At 48.2% G+C, this 25,524-nt stretch carries 21 protein-coding genes; 7 read left to right on the forward strand and 14 right to left on the reverse strand.

Going from position 1 to position 25,524, the window contains the following annotated elements; all coding sequences use genetic code 11:
• Nucleotides 1–121: 121 nt before the first annotated feature.
• Nucleotides 122–1,510, reverse strand: a complete 1,389-nt coding sequence (locus ACOJUO_RS05475; RefSeq protein WP_422140058.1) for an AAA family ATPase — start codon at nucleotides 1,508–1,510, stop codon at nucleotides 122–124.
• Nucleotides 1,511–1,778: 268 nt separating this feature from the next.
• Between ACOJUO_RS05475 and ACOJUO_RS05480 the strand changes: the two genes are divergently transcribed.
• Genes ACOJUO_RS05480 through ACOJUO_RS05495 form a run of 4 tightly spaced genes read left to right on the forward strand, consistent with a single transcriptional unit; the run spans nucleotide 1,779 to nucleotide 4,563 of the window.
• Nucleotides 1,779–2,600, forward strand: coding sequence for an energy transducer TonB (locus ACOJUO_RS05480; RefSeq protein WP_422139177.1), 822 nt, complete (start codon nucleotides 1,779–1,781; stop codon nucleotides 2,598–2,600).
• Between the two features lie 20 nt (nucleotides 2,601–2,620).
• Nucleotides 2,621–3,241, forward strand: coding sequence for a YqgE/AlgH family protein (locus tag ACOJUO_RS05485; protein ID WP_422139178.1), 621 nt, complete (start codon nucleotides 2,621–2,623; stop codon nucleotides 3,239–3,241).
• A gap of 43 nt (nucleotides 3,242–3,284) precedes the next feature.
• On the forward strand, nucleotides 3,285–3,725 hold the full coding sequence (ruvX, locus tag ACOJUO_RS05490; protein ID WP_422135725.1) for a Holliday junction resolvase RuvX: 441 nt from the start codon (nucleotides 3,285–3,287) through the stop codon (nucleotides 3,723–3,725).
• Nucleotides 3,703–4,563: a hypothetical protein gene (locus ACOJUO_RS05495; protein ID WP_422139179.1), complete on the forward strand. Its 861-nt coding sequence runs from the start codon at nucleotides 3,703–3,705 to the stop codon at nucleotides 4,561–4,563. The genes ruvX and ACOJUO_RS05495 overlap by 23 nt, the downstream gene beginning before the upstream one ends.
• Before the next feature lie 20 nt (nucleotides 4,564–4,583).
• Here the strand turns inward: ACOJUO_RS05495 and ACOJUO_RS05500 are convergent, their stop codons facing one another.
• Both ACOJUO_RS05500 and ACOJUO_RS05505 read right to left on the reverse strand, forming a co-directional pair.
• Nucleotides 4,584–5,711, reverse strand: a complete 1,128-nt coding sequence (locus ACOJUO_RS05500; RefSeq protein ID WP_422135727.1) for a PilT/PilU family type 4a pilus ATPase — start codon at nucleotides 5,709–5,711, stop codon at nucleotides 4,584–4,586.
• 2 nt (nucleotides 5,712–5,713) lie between these two features.
• Nucleotides 5,714–6,748: a type IV pilus twitching motility protein PilT gene (locus tag ACOJUO_RS05505; protein WP_422135728.1), complete on the reverse strand. Its 1,035-nt coding sequence runs from the start codon at nucleotides 6,746–6,748 to the stop codon at nucleotides 5,714–5,716.
• A gap of 105 nt (nucleotides 6,749–6,853) precedes the next feature.
• Between ACOJUO_RS05505 and ACOJUO_RS05510 the strand changes: the two genes are divergently transcribed.
• The 3 genes from ACOJUO_RS05510 (at nucleotide 6,854) to ACOJUO_RS05520 (ending at nucleotide 9,070) form a co-directional block, all read left to right on the forward strand.
• Nucleotides 6,854–7,570: a YggS family pyridoxal phosphate-dependent enzyme gene (locus ACOJUO_RS05510; RefSeq protein ID WP_422135729.1), complete on the forward strand. Its 717-nt coding sequence runs from the start codon at nucleotides 6,854–6,856 to the stop codon at nucleotides 7,568–7,570.
• Complete coding sequence (gene proC / locus ACOJUO_RS05515) at nucleotides 7,560–8,384, forward strand: pyrroline-5-carboxylate reductase (protein WP_422139180.1); 825 nt, start codon at nucleotides 7,560–7,562, stop codon at nucleotides 8,382–8,384. Before ACOJUO_RS05510 ends, proC begins: the two co-directional genes overlap by 11 nt.
• A 134-nt stretch (nucleotides 8,385–8,518) precedes the next feature.
• A complete protein-coding gene (locus ACOJUO_RS05520) occupies nucleotides 8,519–9,070 on the forward strand; it encodes a YggT family protein (RefSeq protein ID WP_422139181.1) in 552 nt (183 codons plus the stop codon).
• Between the two features lie 160 nt (nucleotides 9,071–9,230).
• On the opposite strand, the gene ACOJUO_RS05525 is transcribed toward ACOJUO_RS05520, so the two are convergent.
• The 11 genes from ACOJUO_RS05525 to ACOJUO_RS05575 form a co-directional block, all read right to left on the reverse strand.
• The gene (locus tag ACOJUO_RS05525) at nucleotides 9,231–11,159 is read right to left on the reverse strand and encodes a hypothetical protein (RefSeq protein WP_422139182.1); all 1,929 of its coding nucleotides are present in this window, start codon (nucleotides 11,157–11,159) and stop codon (nucleotides 9,231–9,233) included.
• 350 nt (nucleotides 11,160–11,509) lie between these two features.
• Nucleotides 11,510–12,487, reverse strand: coding sequence for a hypothetical protein (locus ACOJUO_RS05530; protein WP_422139183.1), 978 nt, complete (start codon nucleotides 12,485–12,487; stop codon nucleotides 11,510–11,512).
• A gap of 232 nt (nucleotides 12,488–12,719) precedes the next feature.
• Nucleotides 12,720–13,949 carry a hypothetical protein gene (locus ACOJUO_RS05535; protein ID WP_422139184.1) on the reverse strand — a complete coding sequence of 410 codons (1,230 nt, stop codon included), beginning with the start codon at nucleotides 13,947–13,949 and terminating at the stop codon, nucleotides 12,720–12,722.
• A gap of 317 nt (nucleotides 13,950–14,266) precedes the next feature.
• Complete coding sequence (locus ACOJUO_RS05540; protein ID WP_422139185.1) at nucleotides 14,267–15,934, reverse strand: ankyrin repeat domain-containing protein; 1,668 nt, start codon at nucleotides 15,932–15,934, stop codon at nucleotides 14,267–14,269.
• Between the two features lie 120 nt (nucleotides 15,935–16,054).
• The gene (locus ACOJUO_RS05545; protein WP_422135737.1) at nucleotides 16,055–17,200 is read right to left on the reverse strand and encodes a hypothetical protein; all 1,146 of its coding nucleotides are present in this window, start codon (nucleotides 17,198–17,200) and stop codon (nucleotides 16,055–16,057) included.
• Nucleotides 17,201–17,431: 231 nt separating this feature from the next.
• The gene (locus ACOJUO_RS05550) at nucleotides 17,432–18,943 is read right to left on the reverse strand and encodes a hypothetical protein (protein ID WP_422139186.1); all 1,512 of its coding nucleotides are present in this window, start codon (nucleotides 18,941–18,943) and stop codon (nucleotides 17,432–17,434) included.
• Nucleotides 18,944–19,570: 627 nt separating this feature from the next.
• A complete protein-coding gene (locus ACOJUO_RS05555) occupies nucleotides 19,571–20,149 on the reverse strand; it encodes a chorismate mutase (protein ID WP_422135739.1) in 579 nt (192 codons plus the stop codon).
• A gap of 294 nt (nucleotides 20,150–20,443) precedes the next feature.
• Nucleotides 20,444–21,400, reverse strand: a complete 957-nt coding sequence (locus ACOJUO_RS05560) for a reverse transcriptase domain-containing protein (RefSeq protein WP_422139187.1) — start codon at nucleotides 21,398–21,400, stop codon at nucleotides 20,444–20,446.
• On the reverse strand, nucleotides 21,324–21,752 hold the full coding sequence (locus ACOJUO_RS05565) for a hypothetical protein (RefSeq protein WP_422139188.1): 429 nt from the start codon (nucleotides 21,750–21,752) through the stop codon (nucleotides 21,324–21,326). Before ACOJUO_RS05565 ends, ACOJUO_RS05560 begins: the two co-directional genes overlap by 77 nt.
• A gap of 831 nt (nucleotides 21,753–22,583) precedes the next feature.
• Nucleotides 22,584–23,129 carry a hypothetical protein gene (locus ACOJUO_RS05570; RefSeq protein WP_422139189.1) on the reverse strand — a complete coding sequence of 182 codons (546 nt, stop codon included), beginning with the start codon at nucleotides 23,127–23,129 and terminating at the stop codon, nucleotides 22,584–22,586.
• Between the two features lie 236 nt (nucleotides 23,130–23,365).
• Nucleotides 23,366–24,847, reverse strand: coding sequence for a hypothetical protein (locus ACOJUO_RS05575; protein WP_422139190.1), 1,482 nt, complete (start codon nucleotides 24,845–24,847; stop codon nucleotides 23,366–23,368).
• Between the last annotated feature and the right edge of the window lie 677 nt (nucleotides 24,848–25,524).

The following is a 25,524-nucleotide window of genomic DNA, read 5'->3' on the forward strand; positions in this document are numbered from 1 at the left end:
GATAGGGTTTTAAACAAGTAACAGTAACTGTAAGCATGCCTGACCTTTCCACTATGGGCAATATAACCTCTGGTGCAAGCAAAGCAAGAAATTCAGATCTCATAAAACCAAGCCCCTGAATTCAATACATCTGATAATAAATGTCATCTTGCAATGCATTGGCATCCTCTATTTTTTGATCAAAAACATCGGTATCAATATCCTCTTCAGTGACCTCCAACTGATGAACTTTATGATCAGAGTGTACTGTGTACGCCTTAACCTGTTCTGGCCGTAATATATCTTCTTTGACCATCTTATGTTCTTTCATGAGGTGGGATCGCCCTTTGAAATCAACATTAAGCATGATTCTGTTATTTATTTCACGCACCAGAAAATCGCTGTGAGTAGTCATAACAACTTTAATACCAGCATTAACTAACCTGGTCAGTAACTTGGCCATTTGCCTTTGCTTATCTGGGTGAAGATTTAACTCTGGCTCGTCAATAATCAGAACACTGTTTTTTTCAGCTATAGAATTGATATACAGATCCAACAAAAACAGTGACTTAATCGAAGAAGAAGCCAGATAGATGGGTAGAGCAGTTTTATCCCTGTTTCGCTCTTTAACAGGTTGATAAAGGACCTGGTCATTTACAGTTTTAAAACCGCCACCAATAATCTCTCTTAACGTATCAAAAACAGGCTTGTATTCACCTGCTTTATCTTCTTTAAGAAAACTTTTTTTCTTTGCAATATTATCAGTATCACGAATAATATCGATATTATCCTTAATAGGTTCTGCGTATCTGGAACGCATACTATTCAACAACTTGAATGGGTTAATCCCCTTTTTGCTGCTATCGGACAAATGCTCAACCAGAATATTCTTACTAAGATCCAGCTCTTTATAGAAAAGAGAAATACCAGTCCTTTCAGAAGTCAGTACAAAAGGTGTCAATATGCAAGCACCAAGAAGCGTCCTGGCCAGCTCCCGCTCTACAATATCAATAATGGCAGGCTCAGGTAGATCTGAATCAGTATCCTGAAGCGTGACAATAAGAGTATTATCCCCTGCCTCTTTAGAGACAAGTAGCACATCCTTTCTACCCAATCTCACTACTCGATGGATATTTTCACTCAAATCCAGCGTATAGTTTTCAAGCTTCAGACCCACCCTGGCTTTCGACATCAGGTCGGAATCCGTGTTGAAGTACTTCCCAAGATTGTGGCTAAAACGATCAGACATGTTCTTGAGAATCTGATCGAGCTTTCCCGCATAGTCTGTCAACGAGAGCTTTGCAGTTCCGTGCTCCTTCAAATTCTTAAAAATCTCAGGTTCAAGATTAAACGAGGCTATAAAAGGGTAATCTTTCAACAAGCCATACATAGCGTAGTTGAGCCAGGTTTTGCCGACATTATTTGGACCACAGATCAGAGTCATATCTCCCAACTCTATTGATCCCTGATCCACATACCCCAGATTTTTAAATGTAAATTTGATAATGATGGGTGTACCGAACTTTCTCAGACCTCAATAATACACAATTTTCGTTACCATACGGCAAGTAAGTAGGCCTGACACCTATAGCCATTGGAAATATGTCCCCAAACCCCGCAAGCAGTACTTGCGTACCCTATGCTCATTGATGACAATGCTTATGTAGCTGGTGAGGTATTGTGATAACCTTCCAGGCCCCAGGGAGATCAACTATAAGATTCAGGATGCACTACCCAAGAGGCCCACTCCGTCAATGACGACCGTTTCTTCTGCCGACCGCCTAGGCTTTACCGTTTTTATGGCAGCCGCTATTCATGCCGTGATTGTGCTCGGTCTGTCTTTTGGACTTGAAGACAAAGCTCCACCTCCGAAAACGCTTGAAGTCACCCTTGCGACCTACAAGAGCCAGAAAAAGCCGGAAGATGCCGACTTCCTGGCCCAGCTGAATCAGCAGGGCAGTGGCACACTTGAAAAAAAAGCCACACCCACTACCGACCGAAAAGCCGACATACAGGACAACAAAATCAACGAGGTTGAGCTTCAGCCACAGGAAGCTGCTGCACCTGAAACGCAAGCAAAGAAAACATCTCAGGTCGTTACTCGGGCTGAGAGTGAAAAAAAAGTTCAGGACACTGACGTTATTGACCAGCCCACAGATGAACAACCCAAAAAGGCTGAGCCCAGCAAACAGATCGATCTGCGTCAGGAGATTGCCAGCCTCGAAGCTCAACTCAGTGACCAGCGCCAGGCCTACGCCAGGCGCCCTAATGTGAAAAGACTGTACTCAGCCTCCACCATGCTTGAGCCCGGTGCCGCTTACAAAAATGCCTGGAAACAGAAGGTCGAACGTATCGGTAACCTGAACTACCCTGCCAAAGCCCGCCAACAACAACTGTACGGCGAGCTCCGTCTGATGGTGGCAATCAATCGTGATGGCACTCTGTCCAGTGTCGAAATCTTAAAATCTTCGGGTTACAGCGTTTTAGATGATGCGGCTCTCCGAATTGTCAGGTTAGCTTCTCCCTACGCACCCTTCACTGACGATTTACGGGATTACGACATTGTCGAGATCATTCGTACCTGGCGCTTTGAAAAAGGTGACAGACTATTTAGCCAGTAACGTTTTTGAGCGAATATTCATTGAGCACTTTATTTGCCATCGGGACCGTTTGCCCTGATACTCCCACCATGAGCAGTGAAACCTTTCAAAGCCTCAAAAACCACTTCCTGATTGCTATGCCTCGCATGGCAGATACTTCTTTTGCGGGTACTCTGACTCTGGTTTGTGAACACAATCCCTCTGGCGCATTGGGAATCATCGTTAATCGCCCGACCGATCTGACGCTGGGTGAAGTGTTCAGTCAGGTAGGCATCAGCGATGCTGACGAATGCTTCCTCAGTCCCGACACCATTTATGCCGGCGGCCCGGTGGCGATTGAAAGGGGCTTTGTTCTCCACTCTGGCAGCGATCGATGGGATTCCAGTCTTGAAATCAGTCATGGGCTTGCGCTAACCACTTCCAGAGACATTCTGTTCGCCATGGCCCGGGATGAAGGCCCTGATGCTTCACTGGTGGCCCTGGGCTATGCCGGCTGGGGTGGCGGTCAACTTGAAAAAGAGTTGTCTGATAATGCCTGGCTCACCTGCAAGGCCAATCAACAGATTATTTTCGAAACGCCTTTCCAGCGACGTCTGGATGCTGCCGCCAACTCATTGGGCGTCGATCTTCGGCTGCTCACTGATCAGGTTGGCCACTCATAGCCCCCCTCAGCAAAAGGCTCACTCTGGCAACGTTAAAGAAAACATGACTGAAAAAAAACTGAATACCCTAATGGGCTTTGACTTTGGTACACGTAATATTGGTGTGGCTGTCGGTCAGGCTGTGACTCGAACGGCGACAGCATTACCTTCTATCAAAGCAAAAGATGGTATTCCAAACTGGACCGATGTTGCTGCGCTGATTGAAGAATGGCAGCCGGATGCCGTCGTGGTGGGTATCCCTCTGAATATGGACGGCACCGAGTCCCCGATGTCGATGCGAGCCAGAAAGTTCGGCAAACGTCTCCATGGTCGTTACAACCTGCCTTTCTTCGAAGCGGATGAGCGTCTAAGCTCTTTTGAAGCCAAAGACTGGGCAAACAAACTGGGCCACAGTGGGCACTATGGCTCTAGTCCCGTCGATGGTATGGCAGCACAAATCATACTGGAAGGCTGGATGAACGATGAGAACAACCCGGTACTCTAGCTACGCTCTTTCAACTCTGTTTATTCTGTTTCTGGCTACCCTGTGCCTGAAATCCCAGGCCGGTGAGAGGGAAATTATTCACCCTCTCTGCTTTGAACCTTTCGCCAATCTGGAAGCAGGCAGCCAGTCGTCAGGCAAGAAGACCATCGACCTGAATGACTGCATGAACAAATACCTCAGTTACCCTTTCAAGCAGCCTACCCCATGGCAGGCTGTTTTTGAAAAAAATGATCAACCCGAATACAACAGTGAAACCGGTTTACCCACTTATTCCAGCTATACATTGATTGGGCAGATGGAAAACCAGCAGGTGTTGATGAGTTATTCTGTCAGTTACGGAGGCAGCGGCACATTTAGCCATGCTTTTCTGGTTGAGGGTATCTCACTGCAAAAGCAGGTCCCCAATAACACGACACTGACCCAGACTTTGCTCGTTGAAGGCGGTGATCGCTGCTTCGGAAGTATTGAACACCTGTCTATTATTTCGCCTCAGAAATTTGAGATCCGGCGCAAAGTAACACCCAGTGCGCTCGTTGGTTACGGGATGAAGGCAGACTACGCACAGCGAATGACGAAAGGCCTGCCAGATTGTGCGCTATGTTGCATAGGCAGTTTAGTGGAGCAGGTGGATATGAAAGGCAACAGAGAGCTGGTGAACGTCATTCTGCTGCCAAGAGAATTGCGTGAAACGGCGACAAAGCAGGAACGCTGCCTGAACCGTCTCACCAAAGCAGACATCCATACCGATATTTTCACCAAAGAGGATTTTGTAACCCTTCAACAGAATTACATTAAAGAGTGCCCGGACTACGATACTCCCTCCCTCAAGGGGCTCTGATACCGGGCTTCAATCGGGCTCTAATAGATCTCCTCATGCTGCAAACTAAGCTTGTCTGCCATTTTGGTCAGATGCTCCCCATCAGCCTCTGGCCCCAGCTTGATCATGAGACGCAGATCGTTGGGTGAATCCGCATGCGCCAGAGCTTCTTCGTAGGTGATTTCTCGATTGTTATAAAGCTCAAACAACGCCTGATCAAAGGTTTGCATACCCAGCTCGCGGGACTTCTTCATAATGCTCTTGAGTTCATGAACATTGCCGTGAAGGATAGTATCCTGAATCAAGGGTGTATTGAGAAGGACTTCAACGGCTGCCCGGCGATCTTTGCCATCCCGGGTTCTCACCAGCTGCTGGGCAACCAGGCCTTTCAGGTTCAGGGATAAATCCATCCATATCTGACTATGGCGATCCGCCGGGAAGAAATGGATAATCCTTTCCAGTGCCTGATTAGCATTATTTGCGTGCAGTGTCGCCAGACAGAGATGCCCTGTCTCTGCGAATGCCAAGGCATATTCCATAGTTTCACGGGTCCTTATTTCACCAATCATGATGACATCCGGTGCCTGTCGCAGGGTGTTTTTCAGAGCCACGGCATACGACTCTGTATCAATGCCTACTTCACGCTGGGTGACAATGGATTTGCGATGCTGATGGATAAATTCGATCGGGTCTTCAATACTGATGATGTGCCCGCAGGCATGTTCATTCCGATGCCCGAGCATCGCCGCAAGGGAAGTCGATTTACCAACACCGGTCGCCCCAACAAAAAGCACAAGGCCTCTTCTGGTCATGGAAAGGTCTTTAATCACCTTCGGCAACTTCAGCTGATCCAGTGTCGGGATCTCGGTCTCAATCCTTCTCAATACCATGCCAGCCAGATTTCGCTGGTAGAAAGCACTGACACGAAAGCGGCCTATTCCAGAGGCTGATATTGCAAAGTTGCATTCATGCTCGCGATTAAATTCGGCTTTTTGATCCTCATCCATCACACCGTAGACCATGTCCCGGGTCATGGCAGGTGCCAGAGGTTCCCTGGTGACAGGAACAATCCTGCCATTGAGTTTAAAACTGGGTGGAAAGCCAGCCGTGATAAATAAGTCAGAGGCCTTCTTTTCGGCCATCACTTTTAGTAAACGATTGATATCCATGGTTAAAAGTTTTCCGGGTCCCGGGCTTTTTCCTGAGCCACATCTTTGGCAATCAAGCCTTTTCTCACCAGCTCGTGGAGACACTGGTCAAGTGTCTGCATACCCAGGGCACCTCCGGTCTGGATGGAAGAGTACATCTGGGCAATCTTGTCTTCGCGAATCAGGTTACGAATAGCAGGAGTACCGATCATAATCTCGTGGGCTGCCACACGTCCGCCGCCGTTTTTCTTGAGCAGGGTCTGGGAGATAACTGCCTGCAGGGATTCTGAAAGCATGGAGCGCACCATGGCTTTTTCAGCTCCCGGGAATACGTCCACCACACGGTCTATCGTCTTGGCTGCGGAGGTGGTATGCAGAGTTCCAAAAACCAGGTGACCGGTTTCTGCAGCCGTCAGCGCAAGACGAATGGTTTCAAGATCGCGCATCTCACCCACCAGGATAATATCGGGGTCTTCACGAAGTGCCGAGCGCAGTGCGTCGCTGAAACTGTGGGTATCCCTGTGAACTTCCCGCTGGTTGACCAGACATTTTTTCGAGGTGTGAACAAATTCAATGGGGTCTTCGATGGTTAGTATATGCTCATACTTGTTGTCATTGATGTAATCCATCATGGCCGCCAGACTGGTACTCTTACCGGAACCTGTAGGGCCCGTCACCAGTACCAGCCCCCGGGGCTTCAGAGCAATATCCTTGAACACCTGACCCATGCCCAGTTCATCCATCGAAAGCACTTTACTGGGGATAGTACGAAATACAGCACCGGCTCCGCGGCTCTGGTTAAAGGCGTTGACACGAAAGCGGGCGACGCCGGGGACTTCAAACGAAAAGTCAGTTTCCAGCTTCTCTTCGTAGTCTTTTCGCTGCTTGTCGTTCATGACGTCATAGATCAGGCTGTGAACGTGCTTGTGATCCATGGGAGGCAGGTTAATCCGGCGAATATCCCCGTCTATACGAATCATGGGTGGCAGGCCGGCTGAGATGTGAAGATCCGAAGCGCCTTGCTTGTGACTGAAGGCCAGCAGTTCGGTTATGTCCATGAATTTCCCCCTGAAACCCGGACGCAGGTAAAATAGACCGGGACTCCTTCTTATGTTCAACCGAAATATCGGTTTCTACCTATTAACCAACTACTGTACAGGCTGATGACCTTATTAAAAAGTCAATTCGACCAGGTTTTTGAAAGAATTCACAAAGCTGAGCAAGCCAGCGGCCGGGAAAGTCAGGTAAAACTTCTGGCAGTCAGTAAAACCAAACCTGCCGGGATGATTGCCGAGGCCTGGCAGCTGGGTCAGAGGGATTTTGGCGAAAACTATTTGCAGGAGGCTGTGGATAAAATAACCCAACTCAGCGATCTGGAAGGGTTGGTCTGGCATTTTATCGGACCGATCCAATCGAACAAAACCCGCGATATTGCCAGTCACTTCCAATGGGTACACAGTGTCGATCGTTTTAAAATTGCCCAACGACTCAATGATCAGCGCCCGGAACAACTTCCGCCCCTGAATATCTGTCTTCAGGTCAATATCAGCGAAGAAGAAAGTAAATCCGGGGTCACTCTGACAGAACTTCCTGAACTGGCAGCAGCCATATCCCAACTCCCCAGGCTTCAGCTGCGCGGACTGATGGCAATACCCGCACCGGAAGAAGATGAAGTTAAACAGCGGGCTCCCTTTAAAAAGCTGGCAAATGCCCTTGAATCTCTTAACCGTGAGCACCATCTAACTATGGACACATTGTCCATGGGAATGACCAGTGACCTGGAGGCAGCCATTGCTGAAGGGGCAACCATGGTTCGCATTGGTACGGCTCTTTTCGGGGCCAGAAGTCAGAACCATCAAGGAGTCAGGAATGACCAATAAGACCATCGCATTCATCGGTGCTGGCAATATGGCCAGCAGCATCATGGGTGGATTGATTGAACACGGCTGGCCGAAAGAGAGAATATTCGCTTCCTGCCAAACGCAGGAAAGTGCCAGAAAATGTTCTGACCAACTCGGTATTCATACCTCTACCAGCAATCTGGAAGCAGCAGAAAAGGCTGAAATTGTGGTGCTTGCTGTTAAACCTCAGATGATGAGAGCGGTTCTGATTGAACTGGCCTCCGTGCTTCAGGCGCATAAGCCCTTCATTATTTCTGTAGCTGCCGGTATCCGCCTAGATAGTCTGGATGTCTGGACTGGCGGCGGCCTGCCCATTGTCCGCAGTATGCCCAATACGCCATCACTTCTGCATTGTGGTGCGACAGGCCTGTTCGCCAATCCCTGGGTAACGGATGAACTGAAAGCCATTGCCAATGAGATTTTTTCACCCATTGGCATTCTTCACTGGCTGGACAAAGAAGAACAGGTCGATACCATCACCGCCTTATCAGGTTCGGGTCCGGCTTACTTTTTCCTGATGATGGAAGCCATGGCAGAAGCCGGGGTCAGGCTGGGGCTGGATCATGAAACCGCTGAACGTTTTTCATTGCAAACCGCTCTGGGAGCTGCAAACATGGCCGTTCAGAGTGATGTTGATGCTGCCGAGCTTCGCAGAAGAGTCACCTCTCCCGGCGGAACCACTGAACGGGCTTTGAAAACCTTCCGACAGGAAGGCTTTGAAGCGGTGGTTTACAAGGCGGTTAAGGCTGCAAAAGAAAGGGGTGCGGAACTGGCAGAACAACTGGCTGACTAGGAGCCTCTATTTCCCGCAACCGGAAGTTTCATAGTAAACTGGTCAGGACACTGGGCTCAGCCACATAAGCCACCTTGCTTCCCCGGCTTGCTCACTTTTATTTAACCATGGCTGTTTAAACACGAAGGATTTTTATGTCAGCACTCTCCTCCAGCCTCGTCTTTCTGATACAGACCCTGGGAGGTCTGTATATCATGGCTGTACTGCTGCGCTTTCTGCTGCAACTGGTTAAAGCAGACTTTTATAACCCCATCTCCCAGGCCATTGTCAAAGTCACTTCACCGCTACTGAACCCGCTCAGGAAAGTAATTCCGGGAATGGGTGGTCTGGATCTGGCTGCTCTGGTCCTTGCCCTGATCTTGCAGATACTGCTGGTTTACGTACTCTTTATGGTTCAGGGTATTGCCGCTAATGCGATTCCTTTTCCCCAGGTGCTGATTGTCAGCCTTAAGGAGCTGGCAGGTGAAGTTTTGAACATTTATATGTTCAGCCTGATCGTCATCGCTATTGCCAGCTGGGTAGCACCCGGCAGTTACAACCCGGGCCTGATGCTGCTGCATCAACTGACCGAGCCTCTGAGCAGCAGGATCAGACGAGTAATTCCGCCTTTGGGAGGATTGGACTTTTCCCTGATGGTACTGGTTTTGATTATTATTACCCTGAAAAACTTCATTGCTGCTTTGTAATAAAGTTTGAGACCCCCAAACCTCTGGCTTTTGCCGGTATCGCATAACTCTCGCAACGCATTCCTACGTCCAGGTCCGGTGGGTCCCAGCGTGGGAACCAGAGCTTTGTGACGACCTCTGGAGCCCGGGAACAAGTTACAGGTTTATTGAGCACTGCGGACTACTCCTCATAGGGATCGACATCCATATCGGAATCAACATCCCACCCTGCTCCATGGGTATCGCTGGAATCTTCCGGGATGCCCGCAAGCTCCGTTGAATGATTATGAGCGCCGCTTATTGGCGGAAGTCGCGAAATTGATAATGACACGGCTAATAGGGCGTTAAGAAACGAAGATCCACGGCCAAAGCCGCAAGACGTGAGGTTGAAACCAGGCAGAGAATGCAAGCTTGCTCCTGAGGCTTGCAATTGAGATGGTTGGTTTTGTCGCCAGTTTTGTCCTGCACCACTTGCACTTGATGGCATGACACTAACCGAAGATCCACCAGCTTGTGGCTGAAAGGTTTGTGTTCGGCCCGCCGAACTTCCTTCGGATCTCAGCGACACTTCAGTTGATCCACCGGATTCTCCGAGTCTGCAAAAGCCATTGCAGGAATCGAAGAAACAATTAGAACTCATAGTATGGTTCCCAAGCTCCCTAAGATGACCATGAACGTCGCTTACCATAACGCCATATGGCCGAAATCGATCAAGTGGGAACCTGGCAGCTTCTGAACGTCCTATGCAGATACGAACCCAAGGTTCGCTGGTAGTCGAGGGGTCGAAACCAGCCACAAGATGGCCGATTGCTGCTGAGTTTTGTCGTTCGCGAAATGCAATTGATGGAATGACAATAAGCAAAGAACCACCGACTCCTAGTTGATTGTTTCGCATTCCCGTCATGCCACGATTAGTGTGGCCCGCCGAACTTCCTTCGGATCTCAACGACCCTTCAGCTGATCCACTATCGCCGGATTGTCGGAGTCTGCAAAAGCCATTGCAGGAATCGAAGGAACAATTAGAACCCATAGTGTGGTTCCCAAGCTCCCTAAGATGACCATGAACGTCGCTTACCATAACGCCATATGGCCGAAATCGATCAAATGGGAACCTGCCGACCTCTGAACGTGACATGACGGTACGAACCCAAGGTTCACTGGTAGTCGAGGGGTCGAAACCAGCTGCAAGATGGCCGATTGCTACTGAGTTTTGTCGGTCGCGAAATGCGATTGATGGAATGACAATAAGTATAGAACTACCGACTCCCAGCTGATAGGTTGGCGCTCCTGTCATGTCACGATTAGTGTGGCCCGTCGAACTTCTTTCGGAACTCCGCGCCCCTGCAACTGATTCACTGCTACCGAATTGTCGGAGTCTGCAAAAGCCATTGCAGGAATCGACATAACAATTGAAACTCAGAGTATGCCGGGGTTGCTCAGGGCCCTGATTACCGCCCCCAGAGCCTGAGGACATGAGGCTGGACAAAGCAGTTGTAAGATGGGGAGTTGTTCCTGAGGCTTGCGATTGAGATGGCTGGTTTTGTGGTTGGTTTTGTTGCCCGTTTTGTCCTTCGCCATTTTGGGGTTTTGTCTTGGTGGTGATCAAAACCGGGTGATCTCCCTGTGCCAACATAGATACCGGGTCCAGTTGATCCATCGGGTTAAACAGCGGCGAATCGGGGTTCCAATAGCTTTTCAAAAGCAAGCCAAGAGTGGCAAACGCCTCTGCGAGCATCCATGAATAAGATTTGGCGCTCAGAGGGGTGTCGCCGGTGGTCAGAATCAATTTGTAAGCAACCAGCAGATGACTAACGTAAATTAATTCCCACGAGATCGATTCAATAAGGGACTTTGTTGCGCCATAACCGCCAACTCTGTGTGAATTGTCATCAGGCGGCAAAATTAGTCCTGCGTCATCACTTATGTCTGCGACGGATGATGGATTATACGACAACGCATCAAGATCACGCTGTATAAAAAAGCTTCCTTCCGAAACGCCTCCGTCGTGTTCAAACTCGACAATAAAATGTGTTTTCAACGATTCGGCGTGACAGGTAACAGCCAGCCACGCCAGCAATAAGAGCAATGACGAAGAGAGTGTTTTTTTCAAACTTAATCCTTAGATGCGTTTTGTGCTTTTTCTGAACAGGAAAGTTAGACCAAGAGATTAATAAATCAAGAAAACAGGCATTTTTTCAAAAACAACCACTTGTTCCAATGCTCAAACAGTGTCGTAAAACTCTGGTCTTCACGCTCTTAGGCTCTGTGGGTCCCAACATGGGAACGATTCTGGAAACCAAAGGTCGCACCGGGTAAGAAAATGTCGCTTGAGTAACTGCATCATTATCAGCACTTGCGATGAAGTTTAATTCTATGGGCGTGAGCATCCAAGCAGGGTGCCCCGCACACATCACAGATTTTGTAGAACATTGGCCCGGTACGAAGTGTATCCGCCGGGTCTCAGCCATCGGATGGTGCTCGGAATTTACACTCACCATAACAGGAATCGATGTGGCAATTGAAACCGTAAGTATGTTGGGGTTGTCTATGGCCCTCTGAACGTTTCGTTCGGCCAGTCCGCGCTGCGCAGGGGGTAAAATAGATGCCAGCCAAATACAGGACGGGAGTGAGAAGCCCCTCTACAACCTGGCTAAACAAACTTTGTTCATTATTCGCCGTTCTACGGGGTGATGATCGGAGTTGACAAACGCCATGACAGGAACCAGCGTAACAACTTAAACCATAAGTATGTTGGGGTTGTTCAGGGCTTTCGCCACCATCGCCCGAGCCCGATGTCAGTGAGCTGGTGATAGAGCCTGAAATCCCGGTGCCAGTTGTTGTCCCTGAGGCTTGCTGACCGGATGAACTGGTTTGCTCATTTTGTGGTTGGCTTTGTTGCTGGCCATTTCCGGGGTGCATCATAGTGGTGATCACAAATGGGTCATCCCCCTGTGTCATCATAGAGGTCGCCTCCCGATGATCCATCGGGTTAAACAGCAGCGAATCGGGGTTCCAATAGCTTTTCAAAAGCAGGCCGACAGCGGCAAATGCTTCTACAGGTATCCATGAATTGGCTTTTTTACTCATAGGGTTGTCGCTGGTGGTAAGAACCAGTTTGTAAGCAACCAGCAGATGAGTGGCATAAATCAACTCCCACGAGATCGATTCAACAAGGGACTTTGTTGCGCCATAGCCGCCAACACTGCCAAGCTTGCCATCAGGCGCAAAAATTGATTCTGCGTCATAATTTATGTCAGCAAGGTATGACGGATTGCACGACAATGAATTAATATCACGCTTTATAGAAAAGCTCCCTTTTGGAACACCTTCATTTTGTTGAAACTCGACAATAAAATGTCTTTTCAATGATTCGGCTTGACAGATAACAGTCACTGACATCAGCAACAACAGCAATGACGAAGAGAGTGTTTTTTTCAAAACTTAATCCTTACATCTGTTTTGTGCATTTTTCTAAACGGGAAACTTAGATCAAAAAATTGATAGAGCAAGAAAAAAAGCATTATTTCAAAGGCTAAAGGTCTCACCGGATAAGAATTCGCCGACAAGAAGAGGGCAGGATATCCCCCTGTTCACGGTAGACAAAAACTCCTCTGTCCTGTTAAAAAAACGAAAGTTATGTGAGATCATGGCGCGTTCCGGGCTTGTACTCTCAACGCCTTCTATTAAGCCTTCCATGAAGTCTTCTATTCTGCATTATTGCATGCCTTAATTTATGACGGAGCAGCTCTGCAGTATTCCCGAAGATCTTCCCACAAAGCCGCCGTCCGCCGTCCTCCCCAGCCACTCTCACGTCACAGAAATGTGGCTTGGCGTGGTGTTTACTTCTGTGAAGCCACAACATTCTGACACTCCTGAGGATCATCCCGCATGGCCGCTGCTCTCCATCCAGCCCGATCACTATCGCATGACATTCGTTTCTCCTGTTACGAATTCTATTGGCTGCCCCTGCATTTATCAGGCGTAAATTTGGGTTAACCGGAATGGGCTCTTGCTGGTAAATTTGCCCGTCGAAATCATTGTGGATCTGAACGTTGCAAGAGATTTCCGGGCGGGGACAGGAACTTTGTCCGGGTGTTGAGCCTGTATCTCCTGTCGTACTTTTTTCGGAATTCAGCGGTCCTTCAGCTAACTCTCTGCTATCAGATGATAGTCGGAATATACAGACGCCATTGCAGGAATCAGCGTAACAATTTAAAGCCAGGGTATGCTGCTGGTGTTGTTCAGGATTTTCGTTACCGCCGCCAGAGTCAGAAGACAGGAGCCGGGTGAGAGAGCCTGAGAGTCCGGTACTGCTTGCCCCTGAGGCTTCCTGACCGGGTGACTCTGATGGCCGACTTTGCTGGCCGTTTTCATGGACAGGAAGTACCATCATATTAATGGTTGCAAGCGGGTCATCCTGACTTGCCTTCAGCTGATCTATCAGATCAGACAGCGATGAATCGGGCTTCCAATAGTTTTTCAAAAGCCAGCCGACAGCTAAAAACGTTTCTACAAATAGCCATGGATAAGGTTTGCCACTCAAAGGGGGGGCATTGCTGGTCAGAACCCATTCGCAAGCCACCAGCAGGTGAGTGGCGTAAATCAATTGCCATGAAATGGACTCAATAAGGATGGCTTTTAACCTGTAAACGTTCAGTCCATGTGGTTCATCATCAGGCGGTAAATCGGGCCCTGCATAGCCCTTTGTGTCGGCAATATCTGACGAGTTGCGCAACAGTGTAGTGAGGTCATGCTTTATAGAAAAAGTCTGGATTGAAGAACCTGTATCATCCTTTTGAAACTCGACAACAAAACTTTCTGTCAACGGGTAGGGCTGACAGATAACAGATAATGAGGCAAGCAGTAAAAGCATGGCCACATAGAGTGAGTTTTTCATCATTGCACTCGTGCATATGGTATACAGACAAGAAAGATAGATAGAGAAAGTGACAAATCAAAAAAGCGTTTTTTGTCAAAAACCAAAGGTTGCATGAGGTAAAAATTTTTCAGGAAGAAGATGCCAGAACACAAACCATCCCCGACCCGAGTCTAATTGTCGTCCACTGTCGTTCGGTTAAAAATCGAAAGATATGTGAGATTGGATGCGTGTTTTGAGTTTCAGTCCACACTGGGAAATCACAAAGCCTTTTACCGCGACCTGTATTGTCCGCTCTTATATCCCCACCCTCGTTTGGGCAAGGGTTTATGACGTTTTTGCTAGAAGGACAGCGGTCGGTAAACAAAAGCTCTCAGGTGCTTGGGCAGCTGCAGGCAATTGGAATCGGCGCACAGGGTCTGCCAAAAATTAGCCCGGTTCTGCACCAGCCGCTTGCGGATAGAGGCACGGGCCCAACACTGTAGCGACGCCGGTTGATAAGGTACAGGTGTATAATTCTTCAGGATGTTAGCAACTTTGATATGCCCGTTCTTCTCAGCCAGATGGAGTAAGCTCAAATCGGGCTTATTGTGCTTATTACTGACATTCGGGGGAACCCATAGCTGGTCAAATGGAACAAAGTGCCCGGCCAGCAAAATGGTGACGATTTCTACTCCTTCTGAATAATACCAATACCCATACCCATACCCATACTCATCCCCATACCCATAAACTAGCCTATCTTGCAGATCTTGATGGATAACTTTAACGCCCTCAGAATCACGAACATTTGGATTGGCACCATTGGCCAGCAGGAGCTTGATCACCTTCAGATCACGTGAGCTTACCGCAAGAGACAATGGAAAGAGAAAGCCATTGGGATCATTTGGTTCCACGCCGTTGGCCAGAAGGGTGGCTGTCATTTGCGGACCACTGCGTATCGCCCAGCACAACAGTAGCGTACGGTCAAAGTAACCGGAATGGTACAGACTGGCACCGCTATGAAGCAGTAGTTCAACGATTTCAGCATGTCCATCCCTTATCGCAAACCATAGCGGACAGTGGCCTTCGTGGTCCGGGGCATCGGGGTCAGCACCACCAGCCAAAAGAAATTGGACAGTATTACTGTGACCTCTCGATACTGCATTATGCAGCAATGATCCACTGTGGCGCCGGGCATTTGCATCGCCCCCTTGATTGAGCGTGGTGCATACCGTTTCTGAGTTTATGGATGAAACAGTCACGCTGTCAGGGCCGATTGTCTGGTTGATATCAGTGAGTTGAGTGGACAATTGATCCGGAAAAACACCAGTATTCAGAGGCCCTTCGGCGGACGCTTTGCTATCGGTTGATGATCGGAGTTTACAAACGCCATGACAGGAATCCACATAACAATCTAAACCCAAAGTATGCTGGTGTTGCTCAGAGCCCTCGTTACCGCCACCAGAACCAGAAGACAGAGGACTGCTAGAATAACTGCCAGGTTGGTTGGAGGAGGTTCCTGAGGCTTGTTGACCGGATGATGATGGCTGCTGGTTTCGTTGGCCGTTTTGTTGTTGGTTATTTCCGGGGAGCATCATCCTGGTGATTGTAAAAGGCTCATCCCCCTGCGACATCATAGAGGCCACCCCCGGTTTTTCCAGTGGATTAAACAGCAGTGAGTCGGGGTTCCAATAGCTTTTCAAAAGCCAACCAACAAGGACAAAAGCTTCTGAAGGTAGCCATGATATTGACTTGGCGCCCAGAGCAGCGCCATGAACCAGTTCGTAAGCAACCAGCAGATTCGTGGCGTAAAGCCATTGCCATGAAATGGACTTGATAAAGGCCGTCTTTAATCCATTACCGCTAAGTCTATGTCGTTTATTAACAGGTAGAAAATCTGAATCTGGATCGCCATTTGTGTCAGCTATGTCTGACGAGATGTGCGGCTGTGTATTGAGATCACTCTTTATAGAAAAACTCTGGGTTGAAGAGCCTGCATCCTGTTGAAATTCGACAACAAAAGGCATTGTCAACAGTTCGGCTTGGCAAAAGACAGATATTATCGCTAGCAGCGTCGGCAAGAGTATGTTTTTCATCATTCCAGTCGCGTATAGGGTTTTGGACAAGAAAGATAGATAGAAAACTGCCTACAAAGGTTCCACAGGTCCCTCATATTTGATTATGACTTTAAATTCATTGCGTAACCGCTCCGGAACATTTTCTCGCAGGAAACGCTCCACATAGGTGCTTAACTCTTGCCTTTCTTCCTGGGTGCAATCGTAATCAGCCATTACTTCCAACTGAAGTTGACCTCTGGTCCTACCGGATGTTCCCACTGCACACACAAGTCGATTCTTCCAAAGCATAGAGCCAACTAAGTCTATTAACTCTCTCCTCATGCCACTAACAATGCTCCTTTCTGAGTTTATGGATAAAATAGCCACGCCCGTCCTATCATGGCTGATTGTCTGCCTGATATCAGTGCTTTGACTGGAGAATTGGGCTGGTAAAACACCAGCATTCAGTGGCCCTTCGGCGGACTCCTTGCTATCAGTTGATGATCGGAGTTTACAAACACCCTGACAGGAATCGAAGTAACAATCTAAACCCAGAGTATGCTGGCGTTGTTCAGGGCCTTCGTTACCGCCACCAGAGCCAGAAGACAGATGACTACTGGAATAACCGGAAAGTTGGGTGGAGGTGGTTCCTGAGGCTTGCTGACCGGATGATGATGACTGCTGGTTTCGTTGGCCGTTTTGTTGCTGGTTATTTCCGGGAAGCATCATCCTGGTGATTGAAAAAGGCTCATCCCCCTGCTTCATCAAAGAGGCTGCCTCTGGCTTTTCCAACGGATCAAACCGAAGTGAACCGGGGCTCCAATAGCTTTTCAATAGCAAACCAACAAGGACAAACGCTTCTAAAGGCAACCATGAAATTGGCTTGGCGCCCAGAGCGGCGTCGTGGATGGTAAGGATCAGTTCGTGAGCAACCAGTAGATTTGTGGCGTAAAGCCATTGCCATGGAATGGACCTGATAAAGGCTGTCTTTAACCCATAACCGCTAAGTCCATGTCGTTTATCAACAGATAGAAAATCTGAACCTGGATAGCCATTTGTGTCAGCGATGTCTGACGAAATGCGTGGCTGCGCATTGAGATCACTCTTTATAGAAAAGCTTTGGGTTAAAGAGTCTGCATCCTGTTGAAATTCGACAACAAAACGCCTTGTCAACAGTTCGGCTTGGCAGAAGACGGGTATTATCGCCAGCAGTGTCGCAAAGAGCGAGTTTTTCATTGTTCCATCTCTACATTCTAATTTGTTAAGAAAAAAATAGATCGAAAAAGTGACAAATCAAAAAAAACGGTTTTTTGTCAAAAATCAAAGCTTGCATCAGGTAAAATTTGCCGGGAAGAAAATGCCGGAATACAATTCATCCGTGACCTGATTATAAATGACGTCTACCGTCGTTCGGTTAAAAATCAAAAGATATGTGAGATTGGAACGTTTTCAAACCCTTCGATTATTTCATTCAGACGGGTATTGCTTCTGGTGGAATGTTCTCCTGTGAAGAAGCAGCTCTTCAGTAGTATTGAAGATCGCTCCGCATAGTTGTTGCAGCAATCCCCCCGCGTCATCATCCACTAAAGCAGCCAGATCACAAAAATGTGACCCGATAATATGGTCACTTCTTCCGGGATGCGACCATCTGATATCACATTCACCTTCGTGATATAATTGGCTGTGACTCTGCTGCTCTACACTATCTCTGAAGACCGTCCCGCATACTCGCTGATTACCATTCTCCCCGCACACTATCAGGTCACAGAATGCTGGCTCAACGTGGTATCTCATTTTGTGACTCGACAGCAATTTTTTATTCCTTAAGTGCGAACCGCATGGCATTCGCCTGCCATTCCTCAAAATCACTGGTCTGTCACAGACAACTGTTTTGAGACGATTTGCATTGGCTGTCCCCGCACCTAGTCCGGTGTGGAATCTGATTTTGTGACACGACAGCCTTCTGGCACTCCTGAGGATCTCCCCGCATGGTCGCTGGCCGCCATCCTGCACCAGTATCACGTCACATTCGTATCCCCTGTCACGGACTGTATTGGCAGCTCCTGCATTTGCCGGGCTTACAGTTGGGTTAACCGGGATGGGGTCTTGTTGGTTCATTGGCTCGTGAGAATTATTTTGGGACTCAACGTTATTTGGGAATTCCGGGCAAGGATATGGGCTTTGCTCTGGTGTTGTTCCTGTTTGTCCTGTCGAACTTTCCTCAACATTCAGTGGCAATTCAACTGGCTCACTGTTCTCGGGTGACGGTCTGAATATACAAGCGCCATGACAGGAATCGACGAAGCAATTTAAACCCAAAGTATGCTGCTGGTGTTGTTCAGGGTCTTCGTTGCCGCCACCGGAGTCAGAAGACAGGGAGCCGGTGACAGAGCCTTGAATTTGGGCGCTGTATGCTGAGGCCTGCCCACTGGAAGATTCTGATTGCTCGCTTTGTTGCTGGCTTTGTTGCTGGCTTTGTTGTTGGCCTTGCTGTTGACCATTTCCGGAGAGCATCATGGCAGTGTTCGCTAATGAGTCATCCTGACTTGCCTCCAGTTGCCCCATCGGTTTAAACAACGGTGAATCGGGGCTCCAATAGCTTTTAATAATCCAGCCGACAGCGATAAAGCTTCCAACGCTTAACCATAGATTAGCTCTGAATTGAGGAGCTGTATTAGTGATCAGGAACTCGTCAGCAACCAGCGGACTGATAGCGTAAACCCATTGCCAGGAAAGAGATTCAATAAGGGTCGTTTTTAGCCCGCAACCGCCAATTACCTGTGGTTTGTCAGCAATGTCTGACTGGTTGCACGACAGTGTGTTAGAGTCGCTCTTTATACTAAAATTCTGGATTGGAGAACTTGCACCACCCCGCTGAAACTCGACAACAAATCGTCTTTTCAACGTTTCGCCGTGACAGATGACAGATAATGAAGCAAGTAGTAACAGAAGTGCCACATAGAGTGAGTTTTTCATCATTCTATTTGTGCATACGATTTATAGACATGAAAGATAGAACGGGTAAGTGTCAGATCAAGAAAATAAACGTGTTTTCAGACTCAAAGGGCAAACAGTAAGCGGTAAAACGATAATAATTAATCTGCCCAAGGTAAAATTCAGCCTTTGCAGTGTCAGGCACCTCCAGGTTTCGTTTCTGAAGCTTCTGTACTTGCTTTGCAAAGGTAATAGGAGGCTTGAGATAAGGGCGCTTGTGGGCTGGCTTCTTTCCGGAGGAACTCATAGTACCCTTCAATGACCGATAACTTATTGGATTTATTGATCCCCAGAAACGAGTAACCCCTCACGGTGCGCTGATCTTACGGGAAGCGGGAGGGGTATTGTTACGGGAACTGTAGCGTAACTGCCAGCGAAATCAAGTGCGGTTTCATCTGATGACAGCCCTGTTTATAAGGACGCCAGGAGGCCGACCTAACTAACACTAAACAAAAGCCCCTGTCAGCCTATTATGGATGTCATTCCAACCACTGTTTCAACGATGAGACTATTTCGCCTTGTGCAGCCAGGAGTATGCTTTTTGAGCATCGAGCCAAGCGGACTGATGACTGGTTTGGAGATGATATGCACTACAGGTTTCAACGCACTGCACTAGCTCTTGATCAAACGTATCCTCTGAAGACTTTCAAACATCTTCTTTTTATCGTTTTCAGATAAATGCTTTGTATTCACCGTTCTGACAAAGTCTTTCTGCAGATTATTATCAAAAGACCCTCCACCTTTCAGGTATTCGCTGATTCTAACCACAATTTCATCACCAAGCTCCAAAAGCTTTGGCCTGACCTCAGAAGCTAAATCCCGATATTCACTATTTTCAGGATGGGTAGATAACCAGTCAGCCCTATAGCGATATTGAATCGCCTTGGCAGCATCCATCTGTGCCTGAAAGAAACCAACAATAGAGTCCGGTTGTAAACCTGCCTGCTGCGCATCGACCAATGCTTTCTCAAGCACCTGCTTTTCTCTGGCCAAGTCTTCAATCGCACTGTGGCTTTTGGCCTTGGATAAGGCGACATCCTGCATATAATTCAACCGTTGGTTGATTAACTGAAAGATTCCATTCGACATTGTATCGGCAACCGTCAAGGTGGAGAGTGTCAAACAGAGCAAACCAATGACTACAAGCTTTGTACTTCCCCAACAATCCTCAGAGCTTAGAACCAGTTTCATTCTGTCGATTCCGCTAGTGACACAGTTCATATTTTCCCAATACCTTCAAATATCTGCCAAAGTCACCAGTGCTTGAGATGAAAAATAAGCTCATACTTAACTCCATTGACAGCCTCTAGGAGGCCGACCGAGAATAGACTGCCCTACTGCGGCGGCAGCAAATTGGTCTGAAAATCCGCTTTTGTTCGTCAAATAGCTCGCTATTCACCGGGTAGAAGGAGCTACCAATTGTAGCTCCAACCCCCTCAGATCCCGGCGTGCGGATTTCCCGCACCGGGCTCTTCGATATTTGACTCACAGCACAGCCATGGATTTCATTGCCATAAAAGGCAGCATTATCCTCGGTTTCTGTAGCGGCAGAAGCTGCTTGAGGTTATGGTACTTTTCCCATGGAATCTTGCCTTTCCGGCATCGGCTACACAGCATCTTGTACCAGTAGCGGTCAACAAACCGGTAAAGCTTCTCCATACTTCGGAAGTTTCCTCCCAGACCGTAATACGCATAATGCCCTCTCAACCGTCGATTGATCGCTGTCACTTGTTCGTGCAGCGGTTCATGGCGTATTCGTCTCAGCAGTTCCTTCAGTTTGGCTATGCTGCGTCTTAGGCGGGATTTTTCCGTTCTCCTTCCCACCATGAAGTTTCCTTTCAGATTCCTTGTGCAGTAGTGCGTAAAGCCAAGGAAGTAAACCGTTTCCGGTCGTCTTCCCCCACGACTGGCAAAACGTCCGAACCTGACTAACCGGGTTTTATCCCGCTCCAGTTTCAACGCAAACTTCTCCAGTCGCTGTGGCAGCACATTCATGAACCGCTCCGCATCACTGCGATACTGAAAACACACCACAAAGTCATCAATGTACCTGATCAGCCATGCCTCGCCTTTTAGCCGAGGCTTGACCATGCACTCGAACCAGAGGTCAAGTACATAATGCAGGTACAGGTTGCTCAGAACTACGCTGATCGGCCCACCCTGAGGCGTACCTTCTTCACACTCTTGCAACTCCCCGGCCTCCATCACCCCGGCTTTCAACCAGCGCCGTATAAGGTTCAGGATTCTGGGATCACCGACCCGGTGTTCCACAAAACGAAGCAGCCATCCATGGTCAAGACTCCCAAAGAAGTTCTTCAAGTCCGCTTCCAGCACCCAGCTGACCTTTCGGCCTGAAACCACCTCGTTAAAAGTGGACAGGGCATGGTGCGCTCCCAGTCGTGGCCTGCCACCCATGGAACAGGGCAAAAAAGTCCTGCTCATAAATAGCATTCAGCACATCAGCAACACTTCGCTGCAAAGCCCGGTCATTGATGCAGGGAACACCCAGAGGGCGCTTTTCCTTTTTTCCCGGCTTGGGTATCCATGCCCTTTTGACCGGCGGTGCCTTGTAGCCTTGCCGATGGATAGACGTCAGTGTCTGTTCCAACCACCGCTTAAAGTCTTTCTTTGTCTCTTCGACAGTCAGCCCATCGACTCCGGGCGATGTGTTGTGTGGAATCTTGTTCAGATTCATACACAGGCTCGCCGGGGTAATATGATGTGCCAGACTTGTAAAGCGAAGTTTCGGATAACTCCGGGCTTTCGCTGCTACCCTCTCCAGTCCCGTTGCCATGGCTGGTTTACCTTCTCACTGCGTAAAAGACCGTAACTCCCTCAGATGTGGAGCCCATGTTTCCCTGGAAAGGCTCAAATACCGCCAGCCGCTTCCCCATGTGACGGGCTCTCCCCGCCTCGGAGTACTATCAGCTGGTCTGACTTCCTGAACGTCATCAAGTCGTTCTTGCTTTACAGGCTCGTCGGACCCTACAGGCTCCGCCTGAACGTTCAGGATCTCCCTTGTTCACGTAAAATCATTCGATAACATGCCGTGGGTACGAACCCCGGAAGCAGTCGGGATGCCTTGTCATTAGCGGAGCTCCCGACTTCCGCTTTCCCCATTGAGAAAGAAGGTCAGCTACTTCAACCACGTTCAATTTCGGGGCTAATTATCCCTTAGCAGACGTTACGGCCTGTTATCACCCTGTCTACGCTTCGCAGTAGTCGTTACCTTCTACCACGCAAGACTCGGTACACGGCTGCCGACCACAGCTTTACCGCGATGACCATTTCAGGTCACAAGATTTTACGCGCTTGCAAGGCGCAATCCTCACAAAACCGAATTTTCATCCTCAATTTTCTGCCGTCCTCGCTACGGGCGCTATTCTCGGTCGGCCTCCTAGAAGTACGGGGTTTTACGCTCATTCGATAAAACAACATAATTCATGTCGCTGATTGGATGTCCCCAAACCTCTTCCCCAAACCTGCACTGGCAGGAATCGACGAAACAATTTAAAAGCAAAGTTTACTGCTCGTGTTGTTCAGGATCCCCGCTACCACCACCAGAGTCAGAAGTCAGGGAGCCGGTGACAGAGTCTGGGAGGTGTTTGCCCCTGAGGCCTACTGACTATTGGTCGCTTTGTTGCTGGCCTTGCTGTTGGCCATTTCTGCGGAGCATCATGCTGGTGTTCGCAAATGGTTCATCCTGACCCGCCTCCGGTTGACCCATCTGCGGTGAATCAGGATTCCTATAGTTCTTAGCAAACCAGGAGACAGCCATAAACGCTTCCCAAGTTAGCAATAGTTTATATCTGTGGCTAAAAGCGGCATTGTTGATAACGACCAGTTCATACAAAACCAGCAGATTGCTAATGTATATCCATTGCCACGAAACGGACTCAATAAAGGTCATTAACCCATAACCGCCAAGTCCGCGCTGTTTGTCATCAGGCAGAGCAGATGACTCTGCACGGCCGCTGTTGTTAGCAATGTCTGACTGATTGCACGACAGTGTATAAGAGCCATTCTTTATAGAAATATTCTGGACTGAAGAATCTGCATTATCCTTTTGAAAGTCCACAACAAATCGTCTTTTCAACGTTCCACCCTGACAGATTGCAGATAGCGAAGCAATCAGAAACAGCTGCGCCACACAGAGTGATTTTTTCATCATTCCATCCCCGCATATGACTTGTAGAAAAGATAGATAGAGAAAGTGTTAAATCAAGAAAATAAACCTGTTTTTCTGTCAAAAACCAAAGGTTGCAGCAGGTGAAAGTTTGCCGTTAATAAGATACCAGAATACAAGCTATCCATGACCAGAGTGTAAATGACGTCTACTGCTGTTCGGTTAAAAATAGAAAGGTAGGTGAAATTGAAGCATGTTTAATAATTCTACCCAGCATGACATCAATTCTGGTGATATCCACTTCTGTGACAATAGAGCTCATCAAGAGTAATGAAGATCCTTCCGCATAGTTGCCAAACCTGTCTCCCCTCGCCATCGTCCACGAGCCCTGCCATGTCACAGAAGTGTGACCCAATAATGTGGTCCCTTCTTCCGGGATGCGACCATCTAATATCCCATTCACCTTCGTGGTTCAACAAGCTGTGACCCTGCTGCTCCGCGATATTCCTGTAGACCTTCCCGCATACTCTCTGCTCGCTATCCTCCCCGACCACTATCAGGTCACAAAATGCTGGCTCAATGTGGCATTGTGTTCTGTGACGCGACAGCATTTCTTGATTCCTGAAGGACATCTCGCATGGCCGCCGCCTGCCATCATTGAGGATGATTAGCGCGTAACAGAATTTTGGCACGCAGTGGGATCTTCTTACATGAAGCGACCGCCCCTGAACAGTCCTGAAGACCTTCCCGCATCTCTGCCGTTGACCATCCTCTGCGACCATTATCACGTCACATTCGATTCTCCTGCTACGAGTTATATCGGGTGCCCTTGAATCTGTCTGGTATAAAGTGGGACTAGCTGGTCCGTGTTCTTGCTGGTTAATTTGGCCGCGAAAATTATTTTGGATATGTGCATTATTTTGGATTTCCGAGCGAGGGTGTGAGCTTTGTCCGGATGTTGCTCCTGTGTGTCCTGAAGAACTTTCTTCGCAATTCAGCAGCACTTCAGCTGGCTCTCTGCTCCGGAATGATGATCTGAGTCCACAAACACCGTGACAGGAATCGACGTAACAATTTAAACCGAAAGTATGCTTCTGGTGTTGTTCAGGATCTCCGTTACCATCGCCAGAGTCAGAAGACAGAGGGCTGGTGAGAAAGCCTGTGAGTTGGGTGGTGGTTGCCCCTGAGGCCTGCTGACCGGACACTGCCGATGGCTGGTCTTGTTGGCCATTTTGTTGTTGGTTTTGTCCGGGTAGCATCATAGCGCTAATCGCAAACGGGTCATCCTGACTTGCCTTTAGCTGTTCTATCGGGTCAGACAGCGGTGAATCGGAGTTCCAATAGCTTTTCAAAAGCCAACCAACAACGACCAACGCTTCTACAGGTGTCCATGAATAAGGTTTTGTGCTCATGGCAGCGGCACGGGTACTCAGAACCAGTTCGTATGCTACCAGCAAATTCGTGCCGTAAATCAATTGCCACGAAATCGACTCAATAAAAGACGTTTTTAGTCCGTAACTGCCAAGTCTGTGCGGTTTGTTATCAGGCCGAAAAATTGATCCTGAATAGCCGTTTGTGCCAACAATGTCTGACGGAGTAAACGACAGCGTATTAAGGTCACGTTTTATGAAAAAGTTACCAATTAGAGAACCTGCATCCTGTTGAAGCTCGACAACACAGCGTCTTGTCAGTGTTTTAGCCTGACAGACTATGGACAACAGCAACAGCGCGGACAGGAATGCCGCAGAAATTGGTGTTTTCAAAACCTTATTCTTACATCTGTTCTGTGTTTTACGATCATAGGGTGAATCTGACACTGCATAGCTATTTGTTTCGGCAATTCCTGACGATTTACACGACTCTGTATGCAAGTCACACTTTATAGAAAAGTTCTGATTTGGAGAGCCTGCATCCTGCTGAAGCCTGACAACAAAACGTCTTGTCAACGGTTCGGCCTGACAGGTGATAGATAGCGACGCTGGCAGTATAAACAATGCCGCAAAGAGTGAGTTTTTCATCATTCCATTCGTGCATTCTATTTTGTAGAAGAGAAAGATAGATCGGGAAAGTGATAGATCAAGAAAATAAGTATGTTTTCTGTCAAAAACCAAAAATTACACCGGATGAAAGGTACATCGTATATAAGTACTCAGCCATACGGAATCGAATATTTCTGGCTTATTGGGCAGGTGCTCTGCAAGGCGCAACGACGGGAACATAGCAAGCTATGTGACCAGAGTTGCAACGCATCACGACTGCATGGATGCAGGAGCTAGAGCAACGCAGGAGCAGTTGCCGCGAGTGCCTGAACAATGAGTCAGAAAATATGATTTCGTATGGTTGACTACTTGACCTATGGTGGAGCGAAAAAATCATTCTGCTCTTGGTCAATAGGGTGGCGTTTTCGGTTACCCCGCGTGGCAACCTCTGAGCATCCGCG

Source organism: Endozoicomonas sp. ALC020, assembly GCF_049275935.1.
GTDB lineage: Bacteria > Pseudomonadota > Gammaproteobacteria > Pseudomonadales > Endozoicomonadaceae > Endozoicomonas_A.

What these genes read in the sequence shown, in the direction of transcription:
- ACOJUO_RS05480 (WP_422139177.1), top strand. Translation starts at nt 1,779, where the DNA reads ATGGCAGCCGCTATTCATGCCGTGATTGTGCTCGGTCTGTCTTTTGGA.
- ruvX (WP_422135725.1), top strand. Translation starts at nt 3,285, where the DNA reads ATGACTGAAAAAAAACTGAATACCCTAATGGGCTTTGACTTTGGTACA.
- ACOJUO_RS05495 (WP_422139179.1), top strand. Translation starts at nt 3,703, where the DNA reads ATGAGAACAACCCGGTACTCTAGCTACGCTCTTTCAACTCTGTTTATT.
- ACOJUO_RS05500 (WP_422135727.1), bottom strand. Translation starts at nt 5,711, where the DNA reads ATGGATATCAATCGTTTACTAAAAGTGATGGCCGAAAAGAAGGCCTCT.
- ACOJUO_RS05505 (WP_422135728.1), bottom strand. Translation starts at nt 6,748, where the DNA reads ATGGACATAACCGAACTGCTGGCCTTCAGTCACAAGCAAGGCGCTTCG.
- ACOJUO_RS05510 (WP_422135729.1), top strand. Translation starts at nt 6,854, where the DNA reads ATGACCTTATTAAAAAGTCAATTCGACCAGGTTTTTGAAAGAATTCAC.
- proC (WP_422139180.1), top strand. Translation starts at nt 7,560, where the DNA reads ATGACCAATAAGACCATCGCATTCATCGGTGCTGGCAATATGGCCAGC.
- ACOJUO_RS05520 (WP_422139181.1), top strand. Translation starts at nt 8,519, where the DNA reads ATGTCAGCACTCTCCTCCAGCCTCGTCTTTCTGATACAGACCCTGGGA.
- ACOJUO_RS05535 (WP_422139184.1), bottom strand. Translation starts at nt 13,949, where the DNA reads ATGATGAAAAACTCACTCTATGTGGCCATGCTTTTACTGCTTGCCTCA.
- ACOJUO_RS05540 (WP_422139185.1), bottom strand. Translation starts at nt 15,934, where the DNA reads ATGCCTTTTGTTGTCGAATTTCAACAGGATGCAGGCTCTTCAACCCAG.
- ACOJUO_RS05545 (WP_422135737.1), bottom strand. Translation starts at nt 17,200, where the DNA reads ATGAAAAACTCGCTCTTTGCGACACTGCTGGCGATAATACCCGTCTTC.
- ACOJUO_RS05550 (WP_422139186.1), bottom strand. Translation starts at nt 18,943, where the DNA reads ATGATGAAAAACTCACTCTATGTGGCACTTCTGTTACTACTTGCTTCA.
- ACOJUO_RS05555 (WP_422135739.1), bottom strand. Translation starts at nt 20,149, where the DNA reads ATGAAACTGGTTCTAAGCTCTGAGGATTGTTGGGGAAGTACAAAGCTT.
- ACOJUO_RS05560 (WP_422139187.1), bottom strand. Translation starts at nt 21,400, where the DNA reads ATGAGCAGGACTTTTTTGCCCTGTTCCATGGGTGGCAGGCCACGACTG.
- ACOJUO_RS05565 (WP_422139188.1), bottom strand. Translation starts at nt 21,752, where the DNA reads ATGGCAACGGGACTGGAGAGGGTAGCAGCGAAAGCCCGGAGTTATCCG.
- ACOJUO_RS05570 (WP_422139189.1), bottom strand. Translation starts at nt 23,129, where the DNA reads ATGATGAAAAAATCACTCTGTGTGGCGCAGCTGTTTCTGATTGCTTCG.